Genomic DNA, 26854 nt, shown 5'->3' with positions numbered 1-26854 from the left:
CCGATATGAAAACGTTTACAGGATCCCTTTGCCTGACCCTCGCGCTGGCCTCGCCTTCCGTCGCCGCGCCGCCGGCGGCGGCCGTGGGCACGGCGTCCACGCCGAACGCCGCCGCTGCGCAGCGCCCGTGGAACGACCGCAACCTGTCGCCGGACCGGCGCGCCGCGCTGCTGGTGCAGGCGATGACCCCGGACGAGAAGTTCCAGATGCTGCACAGCTACTTCGGCCTGGGCAAGGACGGCGGCCCGAAGCCGGCCGGTGCGCTCGGCTCGGCCGGCTACGTGCCGGCGATCGAACGCCTGGGCATCCCGTCGCAGCAACTGGCCGATGCCGGCCTCGGCGTGACCAATCCCGGCAACATCCGCCCCGGCGACCACGCCACCGCGCTGCCCTCCGGCCCGGCCACCGCCGCCACATGGAACCGCGCACTGGCTTTCGCCGGCGGCGCCACCATGGGCCGCGAGGCCTGGCAGCAGGGTTTCAACGTGCTGCTGGCCGGCAGCGTCAACCTGCAGCGCGACCCGCGCAACGGCCGCAACTTCGAGTACGCCGGCGAGGATCCGCTGCTGGCCGGCACGATGGTCGGCGAATCGATCCGCGGCGTGCAGAGCCAGCACGTGGTCTCGACCATGAAGCACTTCGCGATGAACGACCTGGAGACCGGGCGCAACACCCACAGCGCCGACATCGGCGAGCAGGCCATGCACGAGTCGGACCTGCTGGCCTTCGAGCTGGCGCTGAAGATCGGCCAGCCCGGCTCGGTGATGTGCTCCTACAACCGCATCAACGGCGTGTACGGCTGCGAGCACGACTACCTGCTCAACCAGGTGCTGAAGCAGGAATGGAAGTTCCCCGGCTACGTGATGTCCGACTGGGGCGGCGTGCACAGCGGCTCCAAGGCGGCGCTGGCCGGCCTGGACCAGCAGTCGGCCGGCGAAGTGTTCGACAAGGCGGTGTATTTCGACCAGCCGCTGCGCATGGCGGTGGCCGCCGGCACCGTGCCGCAGGCGCGCCTGGACGACATGGTCAAGCGCATCCTGCGCGCCTTCATCGCCACCGGCAGCTTCGACAACCCGCCGCAGCACCAGCCGATCGACGACGCCGCCGGCGGCCTGGCCGTGCAGCGCGTGGTCGAGGAAGGCACGGTGCTGTTGCGCAACGAGGGCAAGCTGCTGCCGCTGTCGCGCACCGTGCGCCGCATCGCGGTGATCGGCGGCCATGCCGACAAGGGCGTGATCGGCGGCGGCGGCTCTTCGATGGTCGGCATCACCGTCAACGGCGGCAACGCGGTGCCGGGGATCGCCCCGACCACCTGGCCGGGCCCGGTGATGTTCCATCCGTCCTCGCCGCTGCAGGCGCTGCGCAAGGCCCTGCCCGACGCGCAGATCGACTACGCCAGCGGCGACGACGCGGCGGCGGCGGCCAAGCTCGCGCGCGAAGCCGATGTGGCCATCGTGTTCGCCACGCAGTGGTCGGCCGAGTCGGTGGACCTGCCGGATATCGCCCTGCCCGACAAGCAGGACGCGCTGATCGCCGGCGTGGCCAAGGCCAACCCGAAGACCGTGGTGGTCCTGGAGACCAACGGCCCGGTCGCCATGCCGTGGCTGCAGCAGGTGCCGGCGGTGCTGGAAGCCTGGTACCCGGGCATCCGCGGTGGCGAAGGCCTGGCGCGGCTGCTGCTGGGCGAGGTCAACCCGTCCGGCCGCCTGCCGGTGACCTGGCTGCGCGACGTGTCGCAACTGCCGCGGCCGTCGATTCCCGGCCTGGGCTTCAAGCCGGCGCAACCGGCCGGCAGCAACGTCGACTACAGCATCGAAGGCGCCAACGTCGGCTACCGCTGGTTCGCCGCACGCGGCCTGGAGCCGGTGTATCCGTTCGGCTACGGCCTGTCCTACACCACGTTCGCCTACGGCAACTTCAAGGTGCAGGCGGACGGTCACCGTGTCGTCGCCAGCTTCGACGTGCGCAACACCGGCGATCGTGACGGGGCCGACGTGCCGCAGCTGTACCTGCGCCTGCCGCAGGGCCATCACACCCCGATCCGCCTGGTCGGCTGGGACAAGGTGCTGCTCAAGCCGGGCGAGAGCCGCCACGTCAGCATCGTCGCCGAGCCCAAGACCCTGGCCGACTACGACCCGAAGCAGCGCCACTGGCACATTGCCGCCGGCGACTACGAGGTGCTGCTGGGCCGTTCGGCGACGCAGGTGGAGGCACGCGCGCCGCTGCGCCTGAAGGACGGCGTGCTGCAGCATTGACCGAGGCGCGCGGCGCACGCGCGCCGTGTGTACCGGTCCCCGCCCCGCCTCCGCGCCTGTGCGCGCCGGAGGTGGGGCGATGCTCGTGATTGCCACCTGCGCGCCACCGATTGTGTGGCGGACGCCGCAGCACCATCGGCTGTATACGCAACCCTGAGACGCTGCGCCGTAGCATCGCCCGCATGACTCCCCGCGTCTTCCGATGGCATCGCACCGGCTGGCTGTTGCTGGCCGTGGCGGCATTGGTGCAGGCGCACGTGGCGGCGGACGCGGTGCCGACGGCCTCGGCCACGACAGACGCCGCCCTCACCGTGGTCACGCTCACGCTCGCCCCGGATCCGCGCGCCACGCAGGACGGCGACGACTGGATCGCGCGTCGCGAGCGCATTGCCGTGGCCCTGCAGCGCCTGCATCCCGACGCCATCGCCCTGCAGGAAGTGCTGCAGACGCCGGAGATGCCGAACCAGGCGCAATGGCTGGCCGCGCGCCTGGGCTACCACTGCCACTTCATCAGCCCCGATCCGCCGAGCCGGCCGCAACGCCGCGGCAATGCGCTGCTGACCCGCCTGCCGGTGCTGGAAGAGGCCGAGACCTTGCTGCATCCGCTGGAGGACTACAGCGTCGCCGGCCTGGTGCGGGTGGACCTGCACGGGCAGCCGGTGAACCTGTATTTCACCCGCCTGCACGCGACGCGCGACGGCGGCGCCAGCCGCCGCGAACAGGCCGAGGACCTGATGGCCTGGATCGATGCCACCGCCGAGGGCGTGCCCTCGCTGCTGGCCGGTGGCTTCTTTGCGGCGGCGCGCGCGCCCGAGCTGGCGCCGTTGGCGGTGCGCTTCGAGGACGCCGGCGTGCGCGGCGAATCGGCGCGCAACCGGATCGACGTGCGTGCGCCCGGCACGGCGGCGGCCGCCGACCACGTGTTCTTCGAACGCGGCCACTTCCGCCCGCTGCACGGCGCACGCTTGCTCGCGCCGGCGCCCGACCTACCCGTGGCCGGTACGCGCGGCCTGCTGATGACGCTGCAACCGCTGGACCCGATACCGACATCGCTGCAACCGGCGCCATAGCGGACGGCAGGCTGGGCACGTTCGCGCGCCGTGCGATCACCGCCTTGCGATGCGGCGCCTGGGGGTGGATCGGCATCGGCATGCCATCGGACCGGAACGATCGGGCATCGCCGATTCCCTGCTTTCGTCACGCACAGCGTCATCTGTAGAAGCGTCTTCGGCCGCGACAAAGCATTCCCGGTAACGCCCATCGCGGCTGAAGCCGCTGCTGCCAGTTGTCTTTCGTCGTTGGCAGAGCTGCCCTGAAGCCGCTCCTGCGCCTGCACGCCAAAGGTTTAGCGCGCCCTGGCGACGCAGCGGCGCAAGCGGCGGCCAATGCGGCATAGGCCGCCATCGCTGCCGAAGCACGCTGGTCACGCGCGCGAGGGCAGCGTACCAACCTGGCAGCCACGCCCCACCCGCACTTCCAGCGCTTATGGCGGGCATCCACACAAAAAAAGGCCGGGCGAACCCGGCCTTCTTGATGGTGCAGCGCTGACGCGCGATCAGCCGATCGCGGCGTGGTAGCGGCGCTCCACTTCCTTCCAGTCGACCACGTTGAAGAACGCGCCGATGTAGTCCGGACGACGGTTCTGGTACTTCAGGTAGTAGGCGTGTTCCCACACGTCCAGGCCCAGGATCGGGGTGTTGCCCTCGAACAGCGGGCTGTCCTGGTTGGCGGTGCTCTCGACCACCAGCTTCTTGTCCGGGGTGACGCTCAGCCAGGCCCAGCCGCTGCCGAAGCGGGTCAGGGCGGCCTTGGTGAAGGCGTCCTTGAACTTGTCGAAGCCGCCCAGCTCGCTGTCGATCGCCTTGCCGACGTCGCCGCTGGGGGTGCCGCCGGCGTTGGGCGCCATCACCGTCCAGAACAGCGAATGGTTGGCATGGCCGCCGCCGTTGTTGCGCACCGGACCCTGCAGGTTCTCCGGCAGCGACTTCAGCTTGGACACCAGCGCCTCGATCGGAAGGTCGGCGTACTCGGTGCCTTCCAACGCGGCGTTGACGTTGTTGATGTAGGTCTGGTGATGCTTGGTGTGATGGATCTCCATCGTCTGCGCATCGATGTGCGGTTCCAGCGCGTCGTAGGCGTAGGGCAACTTGGGGAGGGTGTAGGCCATGCGGTTCTCCTGGACTTTCGCCGTCGAAAGGACGAGCGTTGCGTGAGCAATGGTAGGGACGGTCGGCGACCTTACCAAGGGCGCGGCTGGGGAAACATCGTCCCATCCCGCGGCGGCGGTGCCGGCCGGCCTTGCGAATCGGCGCCTACCATGCCCCACGCCCCGGTTAGTCGGATGTGAATCGTCTGCGTCACGGCGGTGACCGGCGGCGTTTAGAGCGGGAACAGGCAGGCCGGCCCATACTGTGCGCGATGGCGCCATGCCGCGCGCCGCCGCCGTTCCTGCAGGAGAGTCCATGCGCAAGCCCGTGCTGTTGATCGCCGCCATCGTGTTGCTGGTGGGCGGGCTGTGGGGCATCCGCGGACTGCAGCATCCGCCGCACCAGCAATTCGCGCCCTCGCTCGACGCGGCCGCGCAGGCGCCGTACACCGCGCCCGGCAAGGCAGCCGCGGCATCGGATGCCGCGACGCCGGAGCTGCCCGCATTCCTGCCGCCCGAAGCCCGCGCCACTGTGGCATTGATCCAGCGCGGCGGCCCGTTCCCGCATCGCCAGGACGGCAGCGTGTTCGGCAACCGCGAGAACCGCCTGCCGGCGCAACCGCGCGGCTACTACCGCGAGTACACCGTCGATACGCCCGGACTGTCGCATCGCGGCACGCGCCGCATCGTCACCGGCGGCACGCCGCCGCAAGTCTGGTATTACAGCGACGACCACTACGACAGTTTCCGCAGCTTCCAGGTCGGTGGCGCGGGGCCGGCGCGATGAGCGGCTTCCCGTTCGCGCTGAACCTGGCCGAGCCGGCCGCCTCCGGCGTCTACCGCGTCGCCAACCGCGACCTGGACAGCGTCGCCGCCCTGGCCCGCGACGCCGGCCTGCGGCTGTGTCGGATCGACCTGCACGGCTGCACCGGCAAGGCCATGTTGCTGATGCGGCTGGCCGCGCAACTGGACTTCCCGCCCGGCTTCGGCCGCAACTGGGACGCGCTGACCGACGGCCTGCGCGACCTGTCCTGGCTGCCCTCCCCGCGCGGCTACGCGCTGCTGCTGGAGGACGCCGGGCAGTTGCAGGCGGTGGCGCAACCGGCCTTCGACGTGCTGCTGGACATCCTCGACGACGTCGCCCGCGAATGGGCGCAGGACGGCGTCAGCTTCGTCGCGTTCGTGGGCGGCAGCGAGGAAGCGGAAGCACCCGCCGAGTCGGATTGACCTGACCGCGCTGCGCCGAGAACCGCTCGCACAACAGGCCACCCGCACATGCCCCCCCTGTGGGAGGGGCTTCAGCCCCGACGCGACACCCCCCAACGCCCACGCATCCGGTCTTTGATCTCGGTAAAGCGGCCGCCGTGGTCGTTGCCGCCGCAGGCCCAGGGTGTTTGTGCCGAGCCCCGGCTCTTCAACCGTCCAGCTCGCTCCACCGCGCATACGCCGCATCCAGGTCCGCCTGCGCCTGGCTCAGCGCCTGCGTATGCGCGGTCACCGCCGCCGCGTCGCGCTGATAGAACGCCGGGTCGGCCATCGCCTCGGTCAGCGCCGCGACCTGCTGTTCCAGCGCTTCGATCCGCGCCGGCAACTGCTCCAGTTCGCGCGCGTCCTTGTAGCTGAGCTTGCGCTTGGCCGGCGCGGGCGCCGGCGCCGGCGCCGCTGCAGCGGCCGCCACCGGCGTGGTCGCCGCCGCGGTGGCCGAAGCCTTGGCCACCGCCATCGCGCTGGCCGGCGTCGCCGGGCGCTGGCGTACCCAGTCGCTGTAGCCGCCGACGTATTCGCCGATGCGGCCGTCGCCTTCCATGACCATGGTCGAGGTGACCACGTTGTCGATGAAGTCGCGGTCGTGGCTGACCAGCAACAGCGTGCCGCTGTAGTCGCCGAGCAGTTCTTCCAGCAGCTCCAGGGTTTCCACGTCCAGGTCGTTGGTCGGTTCGTCCATCACCAGCAGGTTGGAAGGCTGCGCGAACAGCCGCGCCAGCAGCAGGCGGTTGCGCTCGCCGCCAGACAGACGGGTGATCGGCGCGCGCGCACGCTCCGGGGTGAACAGGAAGTCCTGCAGGTAGGCGTGCACGTGCTTGCGCTTGCCGTTGACCTCGATGAAGTCGCGGCCCTCGGCCACGTTCTCGATCGCGCTCCAGTCCTCGCGCAGGGTGGCGCGGTACTGGTCGAAATACGCCACCTGCAGATTGGTGCCGGCGCGCACTTCGCCCTGGTCCGGGGTCAGTTCGCCCAGCAGCAGCTTCAGCAGCGTGGTCTTGCCGCTGCCGTTGGGGCCGATCAGGCCGATACGGTCGCCGCGCAGGATGGTGGTGGAGAAATCCCGCACCATGCTGCGCGTGCCGAAGGCGAAGCTCAGGTCCTTGGCCTCGATCACCTTCTTGCCGGAGGACTCGCCCTGCGCCGCTTCCATGCGCACGTTGCCGCCGAGTTCGCGGCGCTGGGTGCGCTCGCGGCGCATCGCTTCCAGCCGCCGCACCCGACCCTCGTCGCGGGTGCGCCGGGCCTTGATGCCCTGGCGGATCCATACTTCCTCCTGCGCCAACAGCTTGTCGAAGCGCGCGTTCTCCTGCGCCTGCGCATTGAGCCGCTCCTCGCGGCGGCGCTCGTAATTGGCCCAGTCGCCCGGCCAGCTGCTGACCTGGCCGCGGTCGATCTCGACGATGCGCGTGGCCAGGGCACGCAGGAAACGCCGATCGTGGGTCACGAACACCACGCTGCCGTTCCAGCCCTTGAGGAAGCCTTCCAGCCAGTCGATGGCCTCGATGTCGAGGTGGTTGGTTGGCTCGTCCAGCAACAACAGGTCCGGCGCCGAGACCAGCGCGCGCGCCAGCAGCACGCGGCGCTTCATGCCGCCGGACAGCCGCGCGAATTCGGCGTCGCCGTCCAGTTCCAGGCGGGTCAGGGTCTCGTTGACCCGCTGGTCCAAGGCCCAGCCATTGGCAGCATCGATCTTGGACTGCACCGCGCCCAGCGCATCGCCGTCGAATTCGGCGGCATGGCTGAGCCGATGGAACTCGGCCAGCCAATGGCCGAGTTCGCCCAGGCCGTCGGCGACCACGTCGAACACGCTGCCGGCGGCGCCATGCGGCACCTCCTGTTCCAGCCGGGCGATGCGCACGCCCTGCTGAACGCGGACCTCGCCGTCGTCGGGCTTGAGCTCGCCGGCGATCAGTTTCATCAGGGTGGATTTGCCGGCGCCGTTGCGGCCGATCAGGGCGATGCGTTCGCCCGGCTCGATCGACAGGTCGGTCTTTTCCAGCAGCAAGGGGCCGCCGACGCTGTAGTCGAGGTTCTGCAGAGTGATAAGAGGCATGCCGTATTGTACGGGACCCGGGACCCGGGACCCGGAAAGCAAAAAGCGGCGCGTCGTGCGAGTCGAAATGCCCTTTTGCTGTTGACGTTCCGGGTCCCGGGTCCCGAGTCCCGGCCCCACCAGCTAAAATGCCGCATGAACGATTTCGCCACCCTCTCCCTTTCCCCGGCGCTCGCGCCCGGCATCGACGCGCTCGGCTACACCCGCATGACCCCGGTGCAGGAGCAGAGCCTGCCGCCGATCCTGGCCGGCCAGGACGTCATCGTGCAGGCGCCTACCGGCAGCGGCAAGACCGCGGCGTTCGGCCTGGGCCTGCTGCACAAGCTGGATCCGGCGCTGAGCCGCGCGCAGGCGCTGGTGCTGTGCCCGACCCGCGAACTAGCCGACCAGGTCGGCAAGCAGTTGCGCAAGCTGGCCACCGGCATTCCCAACATGAAACTGGTGGTGCTGACCGGCGGCATGCCGCTGGCGCCGCAACTGGCCTCGCTGGAGGCGCACGACCCGCAGGTGGTGGTCGGCACGCCCGGCCGCATCCAGGAGCTGGCGCGCAAGCGCGCGCTGCACCTGGGCGGGGTGCGCACGCTGGTGCTGGACGAGGCCGACCGCATGCTCGACATGGGCTTCGAGGAGCCGATCCGCGAGATCGCCAGTCGTTGCGACAAGCACCGGCAGAGCCTGCTGTTCTCGGCCACCTTTCCCGAGGAAATCCGCGCATTGGCGCGGGACCTGCTGAAGGAACCGGCGGAAATCACCGTCGAAGGCGCCGACAGCGCGCCGGAGATCGACCAGCAGTTCTTCGAGGTCGACCCGACTTACCGGCAGAAGGCGGTGGCCGGCCTGCTGCTGCGCTTCACGCCTGAGTCCAGCGTGGTGTTCTGCAATACCCGCAAGGAGGTCGACGAGGTCGCCGGCTCGCTGCAGCAGTTCGGCTTCTCCGCGCTGGCGCTGCATGGCGACATGGAACAGCGCGACCGCGACGAGGTGCTGGTGCGCTTCGTCAACCGCAGCTGCAACGTGCTGGTCGCCAGCGACGTGGCCGCGCGCGGGCTGGACGTGGAAGACCTGGCGGCGGTGATCAACTACGAACTGCCGACCGACACCGAGACCTACCGCCACCGCATCGGCCGCACCGCGCGCGCCGGCAAGCACGGCCTGGCCCTGAGCCTGGTGGCGCCGCGCGAGACCGCGCGCGCGCAGGCGCTGGAAACCGAGCAGGGCCAACCGCTGCGCTGGTCGCGCGCACCGCTGGCCACCGCACGGCCGGCGCAGCTGCCGCAAGCGGCGATGGTCACCCTGCGCATCGACGGCGGCAAGACCGACAAGCTACGTCCCGGCGACATCCTCGGCGCGCTGACCGGCGATGCCGGGCTGTCCGGCGCGGCGATCGGCAAGATCGCCATCTACCCCACCCGCTCCTACGTCGCCATCGCCCGCGCCCATGCCGGCAAGGCGCTGGCGCAGCTGCAGGCCGGCAAGATCAAGGGCCGCCGGTTCCGGGTCGCCAAGCTGTGAGCGCGGCGCAGCAGGTCCTGGCGTCGCTGCGCCCGGACGAGGACGGCAGCCTGTGGAGCGAGGCGGTGCCGGTGGCGTGGATGCACCATACCTGCTGCTTCATCCTGGAGGACTGCGCCGCCGGCGACATCCCGGCCGACGCCGCGTCCGCCATTGCGACGTTCCTGCAACTCGACGCCGCGGAGTTCGCCGCCGCCGCGCCGCACGTGTTCGCCTACTACACGCACACGCAGGCGCTGTGCGCCAAGTACGGATGGCCGTGCCCGGACATCGCCGGTCCCGACGAAATATGGGCGCACGTGCAGTTCGGCAGCGAAGCCTACGTCAGCCGCTACCGCGACGGCCGCCTGCGCATCAGCCTGGAATGCAACTGCGACTGGGAAGCCGAACACGGACTGCAGCTGGTGTTCGCCGACGACGGCCGGATCTGCAAGGTCGGTCCGTTCGATGGCCACCTAAGCCATGCCGCCGCGCATGCGGACCCCAGCCTGGAAACGGTGATCTACCCGACCTGACACGGCGCCTGCGGTTGCGGCGTCAGGCGTCGCCCGCGCCATGCGCGATCGCCACGACGCATGTGCGCCGCGGCCGCGCCCAATGCATCGATCCCCGGCCGCGCCACCTGCGCTGCCAGGAGCAGTGGCCGTGCTCAGTACGTCAGCGTCGCCAGCAGCGGCAAGGTCTCGCTCCAGCGATCGCGTCCACGCAGCCCCTGCAGTTCCACCAGTACCGCGGCGCCGACCACTTCCAGTTCCAGTTGCTGCGCCAACGCCAGGGCCGCGCGCAAGGTGCCGCCGGTGGCGAGCACGTCATCGACCAGCAGCACGCGCGAACCGGCCGGCAGCGCATCGGCGTGCATTTCGATGCGGTCGCTGCCGTACTCCAGCGCGTACTCCTGGGTCACCGTCCTGCCCGGCAGCTTGCCTGGCTTGCGTACCGGCACGAAGCCCGTACGCAGTTCGTGCGCCAGCGCCGCGCCCAGGATGAAGCCGCGCGACTCGATGCCCAGCACCGCCTGCAGCGGCGTGGTGCGCCACGGACGCGCCATCTCGTCCAGCGCCGAGGCGAAATCCGGGCCGTCGGCCAGCAGCGGCGTGATGTCCTTGAACACGATGCCCGGCTTCGGGAAATCGGCGATATCGCGGATGCGGCCGGACCAGTGGGCCGGTGCGTCGCTGGGCGCGCCGCAGCAGGAGGAATCGTTCATCGCACAGTCGTATGGCGTGGGGGAACGCAAAGTCTAGTCGCAAGGCGGCACCGCGTCGCGGAGCCGCCTCGTCGGTCTACGACTTACGCCGCCGCTGCGCTCGCGTCCTGCCGCGCGGACCCACGAAACAGGCCGCGCACCAGCACGAAGAACAACGGCACCAGCAACACTGCCAGCACGGTGCCGGTGACCATGCCGCCGATCACGCACACGCCGATCTCGCGGCGGCTGGAGGCGCCGGCGCCGGTGGACAGCGCCAGCGGCAGCACACCGGCGACGAACGCCAGCGAGGTCATCACGATCGGCCGCAGGCGCAGCCGCGCGCCTTCCAGTGTCGCCTCCAGCAACGGTCGCCCGGCACGCTGCCGCGCCTCGGCGAATTCGACGATCAGGATCGCGTTCTTCGCCGACAGGCCGATCGTGGTCAGCAGGCCGACCTGGAAGTAGATGTCGTTGACGAAGCCGGCCAGGGTGGTCGCCAGCACGGTGCCGACCACACCCAGCGGAATCACCAGCAGCACCGCCACCGGGATCGACCAGCTTTCGTACAGCGCCGCCAGGCACAGGAAAATAAACAGGATCGAGGCGGTGTACAGCCACAGCGTCTGGTTGCTGGACAACTGCTCCTGGTAGGACAGCCCGCTCCATTGCAGATCGAAGCCCTCCTGCTTGGCCACCAGCGCCTGCATCCGCTGCATCGCCTCGCCGGAACTGCTGCCGGCCGCCGCGCCGCCCTGGATCTGCGATGCCGGCAGGCCGTTGAAGCGCTGCTGCAACTGCGGGCCGCGGGTCCAGTGGGTGCTGGCGAAACTGGCGAACGGCGCCATCTGCCCGCCGCTGCCGCGCACGTACCACTGCGCGATGTCCTCCGGCAGCGCGCGGTACGGCGCATCGCCCTGCACGTACACGCGCTTGACCCGGCCGCGGTCGATGAAGTCGTTGACGTAGCTGCCGCCCCAGGCGGTGGCCAGGGTCGCGTTGATGTCGCTCTGCGCCAGGCCCAGCGCGCTGGCCTGGGCGTGGTCGATGTCCACCTGCAGTTGCGCCTTGTCGCCCAGGCCGTTGAGGCGCACTGCGGTCAGCTGCGGATCGTCGCCGGCCTCCTTGAGCACCTGCTGCTGCGCCTTCAGCAGCGCCGCGCGGCCGGCGCCGTCGCTGTCGCGGATCCACAGCTCGAAGCCGCTGGACTGGCCCAGGCCGCGCACCGCCGGCGGCGACAGCACGCTGATCTTGGCGTCGCCGACGCCGCGGAAATGCGCGTTGGCGCGGTCGATGATGGCCTGCGCGGTGTTGTCGCGGTTGCGCTCGCCCCACGGCGTGAGCGCCACGAAGGCCTGGCCGGCGTTCTGCCCGGTGCCGGCGTTGTTGCGGCCGACCACCATGAAGATCGCGGTGAGATTGGCCTTCTCGTGGGTCATGAAGTAATCGCTGATGCGCTTGCCCAGCGCCTGGGTCTTGGCCAGCGGCGTGCCTTCCGGGGTGGTGAACTGGATCTGCACCTGGCCCTGGTCCTCCACCGGCAGGAAGCCGGTGGGCATGCGCATGTACAGCACCACCATCGCCAGCGCTACCAGCGCATACAGCGCCATCCAGCGCCGCGGCCGCTGCAGCACCGTGCCGAGGCGGCGCTGGTAGGCCTGCTGGCCGCGCTCGACGCTGCGGTTGAACCACTGGAAGAAACGGCCGAGCTTGCGCTCCTGTTCCACCGGCTTGAGCAGGGTCGCGCACAGCGCCGGGGTCAGGGTCAGCGCGACCAGCGCCGACAGCGCCATCGCCGAGGCGATGGTGATGGAGAACTGCCGGTAGATGATGCCGGTGGAGCCGCCGAAGAACGCCATCGGCAGGAACACCGCGCCCAGCACCACGGTGATGCCGATCAGCGCGCCGGTGATCTCGCCCATCGAGCGCTCGGTGGCCTCGCGCGGCGGCAGGTGTTCCTCATGCATGATCCGCTCGACGTTCTCCACCACCACGATGGCGTCGTCGACCAGCAGGCCGATCGCCAGCACCATCGCGAACAGGGTCAGCGTGTTGATGGTGAAGCCGGCAGCGGCGAGGATGCCGAAAGTGCCCAGCAGCACCACCGGCACGGTGATCGCCGGGATCAGCGTGGCGCGCGCGTTCTGCAGGAACAGGAACATCACCACCACCACCAGCACGATGGCCTCGGCCAGGGTGTGCACCACGTTCTCGATCGAGATGCGCACGAACGGCGTGCTGTCGCGCGGATAGGCCACGTCCAGGCCCGGCGGGAAGGTCGGCTTGAGCCGTTCGATGGTGGCGTGGATCGCATCGGAGGTGGCGATCGCATTGGCGCCGGCGGACAGCGTCACCGAGAAGCCGGACGCCGGGTGGCCGTTGAGCGTAGCGTTGTTCTGGTAGTTCTCCGCGCCGATCTCCACCCGCGCCACATCGCCCAGGCGCACGCTGGAACCGTCCGCGCGCGTGGCCAGGATGATCTGCCGGAACTGCTCGGGCGTCTGCAGCCGCGACTGCGCGGTGACCGTGGCGTTGAGTTCCTGCTCGGCGCCGGTGGGCAGCGCGCCGAGTTCGCCGGCGGTGACCTGGGTATTCTGCGCCAGGATCGCGCTGCGCACGTCGCCGGGCATCAGTTGGTAGGCATTGAGCTTGTGCGGGTCCAGCCACACCCGCATCGCGTACTGCGCGCCGAACACGTTGATCTCGCCGACGCCGTTGATGCGGCTGATCGGGTCCTGCAGGGTGCTGACCAGGTAGTCGGAGATGTCGACGTTGTCCATGCGGTCGGTGCGGTCGTAGATCGCCACCGCCATCAGGCTGTCGCCCTGCGACTTGGCCACGGTCACGCCCTGCTGCTGCACTTCCTGCGGCAGTCGGTTGAGCGCCTGGTTGACCGCGTTCTGCACCTGCACCTGGGCGATGTCGGGATTGGCCGCCTGGTCGAAGGTGATGCTGATCCGCGCCTGCCCCGACGAGGAACTGGTCGAGGAGAAGTACAGCAGGTGGTCGATGCCCTTGATCTGCTGTTCGATCACCTGGGTGACGCTGTCCTCCACGGTCTGCGCCGAGGCGCCGTTGTAGGTGGCGGTGACATTCACCGACGGCGGCGCGATGTCCGGATACTGCTCGATCGGCAGGGTGAACACGGCGATGGCGCCGGCGGCCATGATGCAGATGGCCAGGACCCAGGCGAAGATGGGGCGGTGGATGAAGAAACGCGGCAGCATGCCGGCTCAGCCCTGGCCGGCGGCAGGCGCGGCCGCGGCGGCGGCGGTCTTCACCGTCACCTTGGCACCGTCGCTGAGGCCTTGCCGGCCCGCCACCACCACCCGCTCGCCGGGCTTGAGGCCATCGCCGACCAGCCAGCGGTCGCCGACCGCGCGCAGCGTGGTGAACTCGCGCTGGCGCACCACGTCGTCGGCGCCCACCACCCAGGCCACCGCCTCGCCGCGCGGGGTGCGGTCCACCGCCGCCTGCGGCACCAGCAGGGCCTGCTGGCGCACGCCCTGCCCGACCAGCGCGCGCACGTACATGCCCGGCAGCAGTTGCGCATCGGGATTGGGGAAGCGCGCGCGCAGGGTCACCGCACCGGTGGTCTCCTCCACGTCGAGGTCGGCGAACTCCAGCGTGCCCGGCAGCGGATACGCGGTACCGTCGGACAGGGTCAGCCGCACCTGCGTGCTGGCCGGCTGCACACCGCCAGCGGCGATCGCCCGGCGCAGCGCCAGGAACTGATTGCCGGACTGGGTGATGTCCACGTTCATCGGATCCAGTTGCTGGATCTTGGCGATGGCATCGGTCTGATTGGCGGTGACCAGCGCGCCGGGGGTCACCCGCGCGCGGCCGATGCGCCCGCCGATCGGCGCCAGCACCGTGGCGAAGCGCAGCTGCGTGCGCGCGGTGTCCAGCGCCGCGCGTTGCGCGTCGCGGCTGGCCAGCGCCTGCTTGTAGGCGGCCTGCGCATCGTCCACGTCCTGCTGCGCGGCCAGCCGGGTCTTGCCCAGGGTGCGATAGCGCTCGGCGCGCAGCGTGGCGGCGGCGAGCGTGGCCTCGGCGGTGGCCAGGTTGGCCTGCGCCTGGTTGGCCGCGGCCTGGTACAGGGTCGGCTCGATCTGGAACAGCGGCTGCCCGGCCCGCACCGTGGCGCCCTCCTCGAACAGCCGCTGGCGCAGGATGCCGCTGACCTGCGGCCGCACCTCCGATTCTTCCGAGGCCACGGTGCGCCCTGCCAGTTCCACGCTCAGCGGCACGCTCTGCGGCTGCAGGGTCACCACCTCCACCGTCTTCGCTGCCGGCGCCGGGGCCTTGCCTCCCCCCTTGCAGCCGGCGAACGCGAGCACGACGACGGACAGCAGCAACGGCAGCGCGCGGCGGCGCTGGACGAAAGGCGCGGGCATGCGCTTGATCCTGGGGACGGCGGGGAGGATCATTTAATTTACTCAAAGACAAAAAAACAATCATGAAGGGAAGCACAACCCTTCGCCGCCAGGATGCGCAAACTGCGACGGCGACGTCCGAGCCGGCGACAACGGGCGTCCCCGCGCGCCCGCGTGGACGGCCGGCACTGGCGCGGCCACGCCTGCTGGCAGCGGCACGCACCCTGCTGCTGGAACACGGGCTGGACGTGTCGCTGGAACAGATCGCCAGCCAGGCCGGGCTCACCCGGCAGAGCCTGTACAACCATTTTTCCAGCAAGGCCGAGCTGCTGATGCAGGTGTTCGAGGCCCTGGGCGAGGAGCTGCAGACCCGGCTGGAGAACATCGGCAGCGCCACCGCGCAGGACCTGCCCGCGACCCTGCGGCAGATCGCGCTGACCGTGCCGGCGCACCTGTACGCGCCCGACGCCTTGCGCCTGCATCGCCTGCTGGTGCAGGCCAGCGCGCAGATGCCGGACCTGCTGCAGTCGCTGCACCAGCGCCGCGCCGGCCGCCTGCGCGAGCGCCTGAGCGCCTTGCTGCAGACCCTGCACGCGCGCGGCGACGTGCAGGTCGCACGCCCCACCCTCGCCGCCACCGCGTTCATCGGCGCCACCTTCGGCTATGCCTATCCCGGCGCGATGCTCAACGGACAGGCGCCGGACGCGGCCGCGCAGCAGGCGCTGGCGGAGGAAGTGGTGGCGACCTTCCTGGCCGCCTGGCGCTATCGCGGCGCGACCGCGCCCTGAGCGCACGCGCCGGCCCCGCTCAGGAACTGCACGACAGCATCGAACAGCCAGCCCGGCTGCGCGCCCAGTCCGGACGCTTCGCCGCGAAGGCCTCGCGCCCGGGCTGCTCGTCGTAGGGACGCCGCATCACCTCCAGCAGCTCGTCGATGCCGCCGGTGTCGCCCTGCTCGGCGCGGTCGATCGCCTGTTGCGCCAGGTAGTTGCGCAGCACGTAGCGCGGGTTGGCCGCGCGCATCCGCTCCGCACGCACGGCGGCGGGCAGCGGATCCTGCTGCAGGCGCTGCGCATAGCGGGCCAGCCAGGCCTCGAACGCCGGCGTCTGCGCCGCCAGCTTGTCCGGGTCGTAGAACGCGTCGGACAGTGCCGCCAGGGCCTGCGCCGGCGTCCACGGCGGCAGCGGCAATGCGCTCAAGCCGCGGAACCACAGGGTCATGTCGACCTCGCCCTGCTGCAGCAAATCCAGCACGTCGCGCATCAGCGCCACATCGTCATCACCGCACTGTTGCAGGCCGAGTTTGGCCGCGATGTTGTCGCGCTCGGCCTGCGCATACTCGGCGCGGAACCGTTCAAGGCCGTCGTGCAGCGGCGCCACGTCGTCGAACGCCGGCGCCAGCGCCTGCGCCAGCCGACCCAGGTTCCAGTACGCGACCTGCGGCTGCGTGCCGAACCGGTAGCGGCGCCCCTGCGCATCGGTGGTGTTGGGCGTCCAGTCCGGGTCGTAGTCGTCGACCCAGCCATACGGGCCGTAGTCGATGGTCAGGCCCAGGATCGACATGTTGTCGGTATTCATCACCCCGTGCACGAAGCCGACCCGCATCCAGTGCGCCACCATGCGTGCGGTGCGCGCACAGATCTCGGCGAACCAGGCCGCATCGCGTGCGACACCGGTGCCGGACAGCTCCGGGAAATCGCGTGCGATCACCAGATCGGCCAGGCGCCGCAGCAAGGCGGTGTCGCCGCGCGCGGCCGGCAGTTCGAAACTGCCGAAGCGCACGAACGAGGGCGCCACCCGGCACACCACCGCGCCCGGTTCGGCGCGCGGGCGGCCGTCGTAGAACATGTCGCGCACCACCGTCTCGCCGGTGCCGACCAGGCTCAGCGCACGTGTGGTCGGCACGCCCAGGTGATGCATGGCCTCGCTGCACAGGAACTCACGGATCGACGAGCGCAGCACGGCGCGGCCATCGGCACCGCGCGAATACGGCGTGGGCCCGGCGCCCTTGAGCTGAAGCTCCCAGCGCCGCCCGTCCACGCCCAGCGCCTCGCCCAGCGAAATCGCGCGGCCGTCGCCGAGTTGTCCGGCCCAATGCCCGAACTGATGCCCCCCATAGTTCGCGGCATAGGGCTGCATGCCCGGATAGCGCGCATTGCCGGCGAACACCGCGGCGAACTCCGGCGCCCGCACCTCCTGCTCGGACAGCCCGAGCAAGGCGGCCACCTCCGGCGAATACGCCAGCAGCCGCGGCGCCGCGACCGGCGTCGGCTCGACCGGCGACCACAGCGCGCCCAGCACCTCGCGGCGCCGCGGACCGGTTTCCGGGTCGCCAGGCAGCTCGGCGACGAAGCGATTGTCGAAACGCAAGGAAGGCATGGGCAAGAGCGTAGAAGTCGCGGGCTTCATTGGAAAGTCCGCGAGGTGAGCATCCAGTGCACGCCAGGTATCGCGAGAGCCCGAAAAGCCCCTCTCCCCCCGGGAGAGGGGTTGGGGTGAGGGTCCGACCACCGCGAACCCAGCGTACGCGCAGTAACCCCCGCTTTGACCGATCCCCACTCCCGAACCCCACTCCCCGCCCCACCTCCACTCGCCGCCGACATGGGCATCCGGCATGCTCCGCGCTCCTCTCAGGGATCGCCCATGTCCGACCGACCGTCTTCGCCCCGCTGGCCCCGCAACGCCCTGATCGCCCTCTCCTCGCTGCTGGTCTCGGCCTGCAGCAGCCTGTTCTTCGGCGGCCTCAACGCCAGTTCCTCGCGGCATGGCCTCCACGAGCAACGCGGGATCGTCTACGACGCGGCGCATGGCCTGGCACTGGACGTGTATCGCCCCGCCGGGGTGGAGCACGCGCCGGTGGTGGTGTTCTTCCACGGCGGTACCTGGAAGACCGGCAACCGCCAGAACTACCGCTGGGCCGGCGAAGCGCTGGCGCGGCACGGCGTGGTCGCGATCGTGCCGGACTACCGCAAGTATCCGCAGGTGACCCTGGACGGCTTCATGCGCGATGCCGCCACGGCGGTGGCCTGGAGCCAGCACCATGCCGCCGACTACGGCGGCGATCCGCAACGGCTGGTGCTGATGGGCCACTCCGCCGGCGCGCACATCGCCGCTCTGCTGGCGACCGACGCTCATTGGCTGCAGGCGCAGGGCATGTCGCCGCGGCAACTGTGCGGCCTGGTCGGGCTGGCCGGCCCCTACGACTTCCTGCCGCTGACCGATCCGGACCTGATCGGCATGTTCGGTCAGGACCCGGCGCAACAGCGGCGCTCGCAGCCGGTGAACTTCGTCGACGGCGACGAGCCGCCGGCGCTGCTGCTGCACGGCGACGCCGACACCGTGGTGGAGCCGCACAACAGCCAGTCGCTGCAGGCCGCGCTGCAGCGCGCCGGGGTACCGGCCGAACTGAAGACCTATCCCGGCGTCGGCCACATGCGCCTGGTGCTGGCGCTGCGCAAGGACGACCCGGCGCTGCCGGTCATGGCCGACAGCATCGCCTTCGTGCGTGCCTGCCCGGCACGTCCCACCGCCCGCTGACCCGGACGATGCGGACGGAACTCAACCGTCGGCGCTGCCGAGCAGTTCGAATGGACCACCCTGCTGCAGCGCGCGCTGATAGGCGGGGCGCTGCTCGATCCGCTGCACGAACCCGGCCAGGTTCGGATGCGTCTGCAGGCCGATGCGCGCCGCGGCGGCCTGCACCGGGAAGCTCATCTGCACGTCCGCGGCGGTGAAGCGGTCGCCGGCGAACCAGCCGGTCTCGGCCAGTTCGCGCTCCATCCAGTCCAGGTGCAGGCGCACCTGCGGACCGACGAAACCATGCATCGCCTTGTCGACGATGGCCTTGGCGATCGGCCGCGCGAAGAACGGCATCTTCGCCGAGCGGATCCGCCCGAACACCAGGCTCATCAGCAGCGGCGGCATCGCCGACCCCTCGGCGTAGTGCATCCAGTAGCGGTAGCGCAGGCGCTCGGGCGAATCCAGCGGCTGCGGCGCCGGCGACAGGGTGCTGCCGGTGTCGTAGCGGTCCACCAGATAGTCGAGGATGGCCCCGGACTCGGCGAGGACGTGGCCGTCGTCCACCAGCACCGGCGACTTGCCCAGCGGATGGATCGCGCGCAGCTCCGGCGGCGCCAGCATGGTCTTGGGATCGCGCTGGTACTTGATCACCTGGTACGGCAGCGCCAGTTCCTCCAGCAACCACAGCACGCGCTGCGACCGGGACTGGTTGAGGTGATGCACGGTGATCATGGCGACGGCTCCGGAGCTCGGGGGCCGCCATGGTAGCCGGATGCAGGTGTGAACCCGCGCATGCAGGGCATGGTCGCTGCGTCTGCCGCTATGGCAATGGCGCGGCGATCAGCGGAAGTTCGCTGCCCGAAAAAAGAAACACCCAAACAAAAACGCCGGAAGCTTGCGCTCCCGGCGTTCGGCACCTTGCGGTGGCAGACGTCCTTAGACGGCCTGCACCTGGTCAGCCTGCATACCCTTCTGGCCCTGCACGGCGACGAAGGTCACCTTCTGGCCTTCCTGCAGCGACTTGAAGCCGGTGCCCTGGATCGCGCGGAAATGCACGAACAGGTCCGGGCCGCTTTCCGGGGTGATGAAGCCGAAGCCCTTGGCATCGTTGAACCACTTCACGGTACCGTTCTGACGCTCAGACATTTGCTAACTCCTGAAACATTGAATTGAAGAAATCGCAGCCATCGGAAATCGAGGCCGAGACTGAGTTGCAGGCGTTAGTAAAGCGAGCGGAACGATGAAGTGGATCGTGAGATCTACTGCACCAAGCCACGATTCACGGTGACTCTAGCAAACACAGTGGGGCCACCATACGCGGGTCGTGATCAAAAAGCGACATGTTTGTGTAGACAAACCGGGATCCACCACAAGGAAGCTGAACCCCACCCTAAAGTTAACGCCGGCGCTGCCGATCCGCCTGCCGATCCGCGGAAACTGCGCAAATCCGCCCTGGATCCGGACAACGGCGACTGAGCCTGCGACCACGCCGGAGGTGGCCGTGGCTCCCCCTCCCCCCCGCCCCGGCCACGGGTCGGACACGCGCCCCCCGGCCTCGATTCTCCCGCTTCCCCACAAGTCCCCGGCCAGCGGCGGCCCCACACCGTATCCTAGTGCGCCCTCGATCCCGGTAGCCGCATGGCCCTCACCGCCACCCTCCGCAAGGCGGAGCTGCAGATTTCCGACATGGACCGCGGCTACTACGCCGCCCATTCCCTGACCCTGGCGCAACACCCGTCCGAAACCGATCAGCGGCTGATGGCGCGCCTGCTGACCTTCGCCCTGTACGCCGAGGAGCGCCTGCTGTTCGGCAAGGGCCTGAGCAGCGACGACGAACCCGACCTGTGGCGGATGGACTACACCGGCGCGATCGAGCAATGGATCGAGGTCGGCCAGCCCGACGAGTCGCGGGTACGCAAGGCCTGCGGCCGGGCGCGCTCGGTGGTGGTGGCCAACTATGGCGGCCGCGCCGCGGACATCTGGTGGGACAAGAACGCGTCCGCGCTGATCAAGCTCAAGCCGGTACAGGTGATCGACCTGCCGGCCGACGCCGTCGCTGCGGCGGCCGAGCTGATCCAGCGCAGCATGCGCTTCGACGTGGTGATCCAGGACGGCGAGGTGCAGTGGCTGGGCGACAGCGGCAGCTTCGCCTTCACCCCCACGGTGCGCAAAGCCGCGGCATGAGCGCCGGGACCGCCCCCCTCCGCACCGATGTCGTGGTACTCGGCGCCGGCGCCGCCGGGCTGATGTGCGCGATCGCCGCCGGCCAGCGCGGGCGCCGGGTGCGGGTGATCGACCATGCCAACAAGGTCGGCAAGAAGATCCTGATGTCCGGCGGCGGCCGCTGCAACTTCACCAATACCGGTACCGGGCCGGGCAACTTCCTGTCCGCCAATCCGCACTTCTGCAAATCGGCGCTGGCCCGCTACCGCCCGGCCGATTTCATCGATCTGGTCGAACGCCACCACATCGCCTACCACGAGAAGGAACTGGGGCAGTTGTTCTGCGACGTGTCCTCCAAGCAGATCGTGCGCATGCTGGTGGACGAGTGCGCCGCGGCGGGGGTGACGGTGCGCACCGACTGCAGCGTGCGCGCGGTGGAACGCGGCAGCGAAGGGTTCCGCCTGGACACCGACGATGGCCCGGTGCATGCGGCCTCGCTGGTGGTGGCGACCGGCGGCCTGTCCATCCCCAGCCTCGGCGCCAGCGGCTTCGGCTACGAGTTGGCGCGGCAGTTCGGCCACGCCGTGCTGCCGACCCGCGCCGGGCTGGTGCCGCTGACCCTGAGCGGCAAGCACCAGGAACGCCTGCACGACCTGTCCGGCCTGGCGCTGCCGGTGGAGGCCAGTTGCAACGGTGCGCGCTTCCGCAACTTCATGCTGATCACCCACCGCGGCGTCAGCGGCCCGGCGATCCTGCAGATCTCCTCGTACTGGCAACCGGGCGACGACCTGCGCCTGGACCTGCTGCCGGGGCAGGACGCGGCGACCTGGCTGCGCGAACAGAAACGCCTGCGCGGCGCCGCCGAGTTGCGCACGGTACTCGGCGAGGCACTGCCGCGCCGCTTCGCACAACGCCTGTGCGAGGTGTGGCTGCCGGACAAGCCGGTGCGCCAGCTGGACGAGCCACAGCTGCGCGCCGCCGCCGAGCTGCTCGGCGCCTGGCCGCTGGTGGCCAGCGGCACCGAGGGCTACCGCACCGCCGAAGTCACCCTGGGCGGCGTGGACACCGACCAGGTGTCGTCCTCGACCATGGAATCGCGGCGCGTGCCCGGCCTGTACTTCGTCGGCGAAGTGCTCGACGTCACCGGCTGGCTGGGCGGCTACAACTTCCAGTGGGCCTGGGCCTCGGGCCATGCGGCTGGTTTGGCGGCCTAGCGGGCGGGAATGGGGAATCGGGAATGGGGACTCGAAACACCGCTCGTTGCGCGCGCGTCTCGGTCCACCCGCGAACGTGCAGACACGGCAGTCCGCTCTTGCGACTCCCCGTTCCCGATTCCCCATTCCCGAACAACATGGACGCGACCGCGGGCATCGTGTATTAAACCCCGTCCCCGGGAGGCTTCATGCACACAGGCAAAGACATCACCCTCCGCCTGATGATCGTCGACGACAGCGGCGAAGACGCCGAGGCGATCGTCAGCAGCCTGCGCAACAGCGGCATCGCGGTGCGCCCGTCGCGGCCGCAGCACGCCGAGGAGTTGTCGGCGATGCTGACCGCACAGCCGATCGACCTGGTGCTCAGCGCACAGGCCCAGTCGATCCCCCTGCCGCAGGTGCTGCAACGGGTCGCCGCCAGCGGCAAGGACATCCCGGTCATCGTGCTGGCCGAGCGCATCGACGAGAACGAATGGCTGGAGGCGGTGGCCGGTGGCGCACGTGCGATCGCGCTACGGCAGCGCCCCGAGCACCTGCTGGCGGTGGTCCGCACCACCTGGTCTGACCTGCAGGCGCGGCGCGGGCTGCGCCGGATCGAGGCGCAGATGCGCGAGACCGAGCGCCGCTGCGACGCGCTGATCGCCTCCTCGCGCGATCCGATCGCCTACATCCATGAGGGCATGCATATCCGCGCCAACGACGCCTACCTGGAGATGTTCGGGTTCGAGTCGTTCGACGACGTCGAAGGCGTATCGCTGCTGGACATGGTCGCCCCGCAGCACGTGGAAGGCTTCAAGCAGTTGCTGAAGTCGCTGAGCAAGGGCGAGCCGCCGCCGGCGCAGTACCAGGTGGACGCGCGTACCCTGGAAGGCGACAGCTTTCCGGCGACGATGGAATTCGCCACCGCCAGCTACGAGGGCGAGGCCTGCGTGCAGGTGGTGTTCCGCCGCCGCGAGGAGTTCGACCCGGAACTGGCGCGCGAGGTCGAGGACCTGCGCCAGCGCGACCAGGTCACCGGTCTGCTCAACCGCCCGACCTTCATGCTGGCGCTGGAAACCGCGGTGGCCCAGGTCGGCCGCGGAGAGGGCCAGTACGGCTTCCTGCTGGTCGAGCCGGATCATTACGCACGCCTGTTGGCCGACATCGGCCTGGATTCGGCCGATGCGCTGGTCGCCGCATTGGCCCAGCACCTGGCCGCCGCCATCGACGGCGACGTGCAGGCGGCGCGCTTCGGCGAGCACAACTTCGCACTGCTGCTGGAAGGCGACTACGCGCGCACCGCGGCGCTGGCCGAGCGCCTGCTGCAGGCCTACGCCAGCCAGGTGTTCAGCGTCGGCGAGCGCTCGGCCACGGTCACCGTCAGCATCGGCGGCGTGCAGATCGGCGAGAAGATCGCCAGCGTCGGCCAGGTCCTGGCCCGCGCCAGCGAGAACGTGCAGGCGACCGTCGAGCTGGGCGGCAACGCGTGCAAGATCTTCGACCCGGGCGCGGCCGATCGCCTCGAAGAGGAGCGCGTGCAGCGCTGGGTCCAGCACCTGCGCGAGGCCCTGGCCGGCGACGGCTTCCTGCTGCACTACCAGCCGGTGCTGAACCTGCAGGGCGACCAGCACGAGCTGTACGAGGCCTACCTGCGCCTGGAGCGCAACGACGAGCTGATCGGCCCGTCGACCTTCCTCGGCATCGCCGCCGAGCATGGCCTGACTGCCGAGATCGACCGCTGGGTGGTAGCGCGTGCGATCGCCGTGATCGGCGAACGCCAGCGCGCCGGCCACGCCACCAGCCTGCTGGTCAAGGTCAGCCCGGAAGCCTTCGCCGATACCCAGATGGTCGACCTGATCCGGCGCGAACTGGCGACGCACGGCGTGCCCGGCGACCGCCTGTGGCTGCAGACGCCGGAGGCCAAGGTGTTCACCCACCTGCGCAACGCGCAGCAGTTCCTGGCCGACGCCACCGCCCTGGGCTGCAAGGTCGGGCTGGAACAGTTCGGCTCCGGCCTGGACTCGTTCCAGTTGCTGGCGCACTTCCAGCCCTCGTTCCTGAAGCTGGACCGCGGCTTCACCCAGGACCTGACCCAGACCCGCGAGCACCAGGACAAGATCCGCGAGATCACTGGGCGCGCGCAGTCTGCCGGCATCCGCACCATCGCCGAGTTCGTCTCCGACGCCACCTCGATGAGCCTGCTGTTCAGTGCCGGCGTCGATTACGTGCAGGGCGAGTTCGTCGGCCTGGCGGCGCCGGGGATGACGTTCGATTTTGCCTGAGGGGCCGGGATTGGGGATTCGGGATTGGGGATTGGGGATTGGCAAAAGCCGCTACAGGCGCAGGCATTTGCCTGCGCCTGTAGCGGTCGACCTCAGCTCACCGTCGCGTCGACGTGCGAGGCGCGCAGGGTGGCGATGCGCTCGGACAGCGGCGGGTGGCTCATGAACAGCTTGCGCAGGCCCTGGCCCAGACCACCGGCGATGCCGAAGGCCTGCACCTGCGACGGCAAGGTGCTCTGGCCATGGTTGAGTTCCAGCCGCTGCAGCGCCGCGATCATCTTGGCGCGGCCGGCCAGGCTGGCGCCACCGGCGTCGGCGCGGAACTCGCGGTAGCGCGAGAACCACATCGCGATCATCGTCGCGAACAGGCCGAACACCAGCTCCAGCACCATCACGATCGCGTAGTAGGCCAGGCCGCGGCGGCCGTCGCGGTTGCCCGACAGGTAGCTGTCCACCACGCCACCGACCACGCGCGCCAGTACGATCACAAAGGTGTTGAGCACGCCCTGCAGCAATGCCATGGTCACCATGTCGCCGTTGGCGATGTGGCTGATTTCATGGCCCAGCACCGCCTCGGCCTCGTCCTCGGTCATGTTCTGCAGCAGGCCGGTGGAAACGGCGACCAGCGCATTGTTGCGGTTGGCGCCGGTGGCGAAGGCGTTGATCTCCGGGCCGTCGTACACGGCGACCTCGGGCATGCCGATGCCGGCGGCCTGCGCCTGGCGCTGCACGGTCTGCAGCAACCAGCGCTCGGTGTGGTTGCGCGGCTCGGTGATCACCTGCGCACCGGTGGCGCGCTTGGCCATGAACTTGGACAGCAGCAGCGACACCAGCGAGCCGCCGAAGCCGAAGATCGCGGCCATCACCAGCAGGCCGCCCATCTGGTTGGGATTGACCCCGAACACGGACATGACAATGCCGGCCAGCACCAGCACCGCCAGGTTGGTGATGAGGAACAGGACGATACGATTGAACATGTGAGCGTGGGCTCCGCACAGATTAAGTGGAAGGATTGGCTCGAATCTGCGGTGTCGGCCGCTTGAATTCAAGCGCGCACCTGACCGAGGATTCAGCTGTCCATGTCCCCGCCTCCCGACCGCGGCCGCTTCGCGCCCTCGCCCACCGGCCCGCTGCACCTGGGTTCGCTGCTCGCCGCCTTCGGCAGTTGGTTGCTCGCCCGCCACGCCGGCGGCCAGTGGCTGCTGCGCATCGAGGACGTGGACCGCCCGCGCAGCGTGCCCGGCGCCGCCGAGCGGCAACTGGCGAGCCTGCGCGCCTGCGGCCTGGAGGCCGACGGACCGGTGCTGCGGCAGAGCGAGCGCGACCCGGTCTACCGCGACGCCCTGCAGCGGCTGCTGCAGGCCGGCCTCGCCTTCCCCTGCAGTTGCAGCCGCAGCGCCCTGGCGGCGCAGGGGGGCGTGCACCACGCTTGCGTCACCGACGCGCCACGCGCACAGCCGGCCATCCGTCTGCGCGTGCCGCCCGGTACGGCCAGCGTGGTGGCCTTCGACGACGCGGTGCGCGGCCGGCTGGCCCAGGACGTCCATGCCGAGGTCGGCGATGTGGTGTTGCTGCGCGCCGACGGCTGCTGGGCGTACCAACTGGCCGTGGTGGTCGACGATGCCGCGCAAGGCATCACCGACGTGGTGCGCGGCGCCGACCTGCTGGACTCCACGCCGCGGCAGATCCTGCTGCAGCGTGCGCTGGGCCTGCCCACGCCGCGCTACCTGCACCTGCCGCTGCTGCTCGACGCCGATGGCCGCAAGCTGTCCAAGTCGCACGCGGCGCTGCCGCTGGACGATGCCGACCCGCTGCCGGCGCTGCGCCTGGTCTGGGCGACGCTGGGCCAGCCGCCGGCAGCGTTGGCCGGCGCCGGGTCGGTGCCGGCGCTGCTGGCCGCCGCGCTGCGCGCCTTTGACCCGGCGCGGTTGCCGGCGCAGGACCGACGCGTGGATGATGCGGCGCCAGTCGCACCGGCTATCCCCAGCGACATCAAGGCTGACTAGAATCGGACCCTGGGCCGCGCCGCGGCCGTCCTTTCCCACCATTTCTATCCGGAGCGACATCCATGACATCACGCGTTGCGCTGGTCACCGGCGGCACCGGCGGCATCGGCACCGCAATCTGCGAGCGGCTGGCCGCGCAGGGCCACCGCGTGGCCAGCAACTACCGCGACCAGGCCAAGGCCCTGGCCTGGCAGCAGCGCATGCGCGAGCGTGGCCACGACGTCGCCATCGTGCCCGGCGACGTCGCCTCGCCCGAGCACGCGCAGACCCTGGTGCGTGAGGTCGAACGCCAACTCGGTCCGGTCGAGATCCTGGTCAACAACGCCGGCATCACCCGCGACACCACCTTCCACAAGATGACCGCCGAGCAATGGCACGAAGTCATCAACACCAACCTCAACTCGGTGTTCAACGTCACCCGCCCGGTGATCGAGGGCATGCGCCAGAAGCGTTGGGGGCGTGTCATCCAGATCAGTTCGATCAACGGTCTCAAGGGCCAGTACGGCCAGGCCAACTACGCTGCGGCCAAGGCCGGTATGCATGGCTTCACCATTTCCCTGGCACGCGAGAACGCCAGCTACGGCATCACCGTCAACACGGTCTCGCCGGGCTATGTCGCCACCGACATGGTGATGGCGGTGCCGGAGGAAGTGCGCGCCAAGATCGCCGCCGACATCCCCACCGGGCGCCTCGGCAAGCCGGAGGAGATCGCCTACGCCGTGGCGTTCCTGGTCGCCGAAGAGGCCGCGTGGATCACCGGCTCGAACCTGGACATCAACGGCGGCCACCACATGGGGTGGTGAGCGGCTGAATCGCTCAGCCGGCGGCATTCGCGCGAGGTAACGCTATCCCGCATTGGCCGCCACGGCGGCCTGTGGACTTTTGCTGCGCTGCGAA

General features: G+C 69.9%; 22 protein-coding genes. 13 read left to right on the top strand and 9 right to left on the bottom strand.

Annotated features, from left to right (window positions below):
• Positions 1 to 5: 5 nt before the first annotated feature.
• Both SLW55_RS19700 and SLW55_RS19695 read left to right on the top strand, forming a co-directional pair.
• Positions 6 to 2255 carry a glycoside hydrolase family 3 C-terminal domain-containing protein gene (locus SLW55_RS19700; RefSeq protein ID WP_320745599.1) on the top strand — a complete coding sequence of 750 codons (2250 nt, stop codon included), beginning with the start codon at positions 6 to 8 and terminating at the stop codon, positions 2253 to 2255.
• A 182-nt stretch (positions 2256 to 2437) separates the two neighbouring features.
• Positions 2438 to 3325: an endonuclease/exonuclease/phosphatase family protein gene (locus tag SLW55_RS19695; protein ID WP_320745598.1), complete on the top strand. Its 888-nt coding sequence runs from the start codon at positions 2438 to 2440 to the stop codon at positions 3323 to 3325.
• A gap of 485 nt (positions 3326 to 3810) precedes the next feature.
• On the opposite strand, the gene SLW55_RS19690 is transcribed toward SLW55_RS19695, so the two are convergent.
• Positions 3811 to 4422 carry a superoxide dismutase gene (locus tag SLW55_RS19690; protein ID WP_043092253.1) on the bottom strand — a complete coding sequence of 204 codons (612 nt, stop codon included), beginning with the start codon at positions 4420 to 4422 and terminating at the stop codon, positions 3811 to 3813.
• Between the two features lie 295 nt (positions 4423 to 4717).
• On the opposite strand from SLW55_RS19690, the gene SLW55_RS19685 reads away from it, so the two are divergent.
• On the top strand, positions 4718 to 5188 hold the full coding sequence (locus SLW55_RS19685; protein ID WP_267092431.1) for a ribonuclease domain-containing protein: 471 nt from the start codon (positions 4718 to 4720) through the stop codon (positions 5186 to 5188).
• Entirely contained in the window at positions 5185 to 5628 is a 444-nt protein-coding gene (locus SLW55_RS19680) for a barstar family protein (RefSeq protein ID WP_150410214.1), read from the top strand. The genes SLW55_RS19685 and SLW55_RS19680 overlap by 4 nt, the downstream gene beginning before the upstream one ends.
• A gap of 187 nt (positions 5629 to 5815) precedes the next feature.
• On the opposite strand, the gene SLW55_RS19675 is transcribed toward SLW55_RS19680, so the two are convergent.
• Positions 5816 to 7720 carry an ATP-binding cassette domain-containing protein gene (locus tag SLW55_RS19675; RefSeq protein WP_320745597.1) on the bottom strand — a complete coding sequence of 635 codons (1905 nt, stop codon included), beginning with the start codon at positions 7718 to 7720 and terminating at the stop codon, positions 5816 to 5818.
• 135 nt (positions 7721 to 7855) lie between these two features.
• Here SLW55_RS19675 and dbpA point away from each other — a divergent pair, with 135 nt between their 5' ends.
• Entirely contained in the window at positions 7856 to 9232 is a 1377-nt protein-coding gene (gene dbpA / locus SLW55_RS19670; protein ID WP_320745596.1) for an ATP-dependent RNA helicase DbpA, read from the top strand.
• A complete protein-coding gene (locus SLW55_RS19665; protein ID WP_267099222.1) occupies positions 9229 to 9747 on the top strand; it encodes a hypothetical protein in 519 nt (172 codons plus the stop codon). Before dbpA ends, SLW55_RS19665 begins: the two co-directional genes overlap by 4 nt.
• Before the next feature lie 134 nt (positions 9748 to 9881).
• Here the strand turns inward: SLW55_RS19665 and SLW55_RS19660 are convergent, their stop codons facing one another.
• The 3 genes from SLW55_RS19660 to SLW55_RS19650 all read right to left on the bottom strand — a co-directional run bounded on the left by SLW55_RS19660 (position 9882) and on the right by SLW55_RS19650 (position 14815).
• A complete protein-coding gene (locus SLW55_RS19660) occupies positions 9882 to 10439 on the bottom strand; it encodes an adenine phosphoribosyltransferase (protein WP_017914078.1) in 558 nt (185 codons plus the stop codon).
• An 83-nt stretch (positions 10440 to 10522) separates the two neighbouring features.
• Entirely contained in the window at positions 10523 to 13645 is a 3123-nt protein-coding gene (locus tag SLW55_RS19655; protein ID WP_152240234.1) for an efflux RND transporter permease subunit, read from the bottom strand.
• A gap of 6 nt (positions 13646 to 13651) precedes the next feature.
• On the bottom strand, positions 13652 to 14815 hold the full coding sequence (locus tag SLW55_RS19650) for an efflux RND transporter periplasmic adaptor subunit (RefSeq protein WP_148829734.1): 1164 nt from the start codon (positions 14813 to 14815) through the stop codon (positions 13652 to 13654).
• Positions 14816 to 14877: 62 nt separating this feature from the next.
• Between SLW55_RS19650 and SLW55_RS19645 the strand changes: the two genes are divergently transcribed.
• On the top strand, positions 14878 to 15582 hold the full coding sequence (locus SLW55_RS19645; RefSeq protein ID WP_267111477.1) for a TetR/AcrR family transcriptional regulator: 705 nt from the start codon (positions 14878 to 14880) through the stop codon (positions 15580 to 15582).
• Positions 15583 to 15601: 19 nt separating this feature from the next.
• Here SLW55_RS19645 and SLW55_RS19640 read toward each other — a convergent pair whose 3' ends face one another.
• Complete coding sequence (locus tag SLW55_RS19640; protein ID WP_320745595.1) at positions 15602 to 17173, bottom strand: protein adenylyltransferase SelO family protein; 1572 nt, start codon at positions 17171 to 17173, stop codon at positions 15602 to 15604.
• A gap of 264 nt (positions 17174 to 17437) precedes the next feature.
• On the opposite strand from SLW55_RS19640, the gene SLW55_RS19635 reads away from it, so the two are divergent.
• Positions 17438 to 18331 carry an alpha/beta hydrolase gene (locus tag SLW55_RS19635; RefSeq protein WP_320745594.1) on the top strand — a complete coding sequence of 298 codons (894 nt, stop codon included), beginning with the start codon at positions 17438 to 17440 and terminating at the stop codon, positions 18329 to 18331.
• A gap of 21 nt (positions 18332 to 18352) precedes the next feature.
• Here SLW55_RS19635 and SLW55_RS19630 read toward each other — a convergent pair whose 3' ends face one another.
• Both SLW55_RS19630 and SLW55_RS19625 read right to left on the bottom strand, forming a co-directional pair.
• Positions 18353 to 19045 carry a glutathione S-transferase gene (locus SLW55_RS19630; protein WP_017909326.1) on the bottom strand — a complete coding sequence of 231 codons (693 nt, stop codon included), beginning with the start codon at positions 19043 to 19045 and terminating at the stop codon, positions 18353 to 18355.
• 204 nt (positions 19046 to 19249) lie between these two features.
• Positions 19250 to 19459, bottom strand: a complete 210-nt coding sequence (locus tag SLW55_RS19625) for a cold-shock protein (protein ID WP_017909327.1) — start codon at positions 19457 to 19459, stop codon at positions 19250 to 19252.
• A 492-nt stretch (positions 19460 to 19951) separates the two neighbouring features.
• On the opposite strand from SLW55_RS19625, the gene SLW55_RS19620 reads away from it, so the two are divergent.
• The 3 genes from SLW55_RS19620 (at position 19952) to SLW55_RS19610 (ending at position 23951) form a co-directional block, all read left to right on the top strand.
• Positions 19952 to 20497: a YaeQ family protein gene (locus SLW55_RS19620; protein WP_017909328.1), complete on the top strand. Its 546-nt coding sequence runs from the start codon at positions 19952 to 19954 to the stop codon at positions 20495 to 20497.
• Positions 20494 to 21690 carry an NAD(P)/FAD-dependent oxidoreductase gene (locus SLW55_RS19615; RefSeq protein WP_150411440.1) on the top strand — a complete coding sequence of 399 codons (1197 nt, stop codon included), beginning with the start codon at positions 20494 to 20496 and terminating at the stop codon, positions 21688 to 21690. The genes SLW55_RS19620 and SLW55_RS19615 overlap by 4 nt, the downstream gene beginning before the upstream one ends.
• 188 nt (positions 21691 to 21878) lie before the next feature.
• Complete coding sequence (locus tag SLW55_RS19610; RefSeq protein ID WP_320745593.1) at positions 21879 to 23951, top strand: EAL domain-containing protein; 2073 nt, start codon at positions 21879 to 21881, stop codon at positions 23949 to 23951.
• A gap of 92 nt (positions 23952 to 24043) precedes the next feature.
• On the opposite strand, the gene htpX is transcribed toward SLW55_RS19610, so the two are convergent.
• Positions 24044 to 24928 carry a protease HtpX gene (gene htpX, locus SLW55_RS19605; protein ID WP_320745592.1) on the bottom strand — a complete coding sequence of 295 codons (885 nt, stop codon included), beginning with the start codon at positions 24926 to 24928 and terminating at the stop codon, positions 24044 to 24046.
• Between the two features lie 102 nt (positions 24929 to 25030).
• Here htpX and gluQRS point away from each other — a divergent pair, with 102 nt between their 5' ends.
• Both gluQRS and SLW55_RS19595 read left to right on the top strand, forming a co-directional pair.
• Positions 25031 to 25957 carry a tRNA glutamyl-Q(34) synthetase GluQRS gene (gluQRS, locus tag SLW55_RS19600; protein ID WP_320745591.1) on the top strand — a complete coding sequence of 309 codons (927 nt, stop codon included), beginning with the start codon at positions 25031 to 25033 and terminating at the stop codon, positions 25955 to 25957.
• 62 nt (positions 25958 to 26019) lie between these two features.
• On the top strand, positions 26020 to 26760 hold the full coding sequence (locus SLW55_RS19595) for a beta-ketoacyl-ACP reductase (protein ID WP_017909333.1): 741 nt from the start codon (positions 26020 to 26022) through the stop codon (positions 26758 to 26760).
• The last annotated feature ends 94 nt before the right edge of the window (positions 26761 to 26854 follow it).

This window comes from Xanthomonas sp. LF06-19 (genome assembly GCF_034105425.1).
In the GTDB taxonomy this organism is placed as follows: Bacteria; Pseudomonadota; Gammaproteobacteria; order Xanthomonadales; family Xanthomonadaceae; genus Xanthomonas_A; species Xanthomonas_A sontii.
This window is presented reverse-complemented; position numbering and strand designations above follow the sequence as displayed.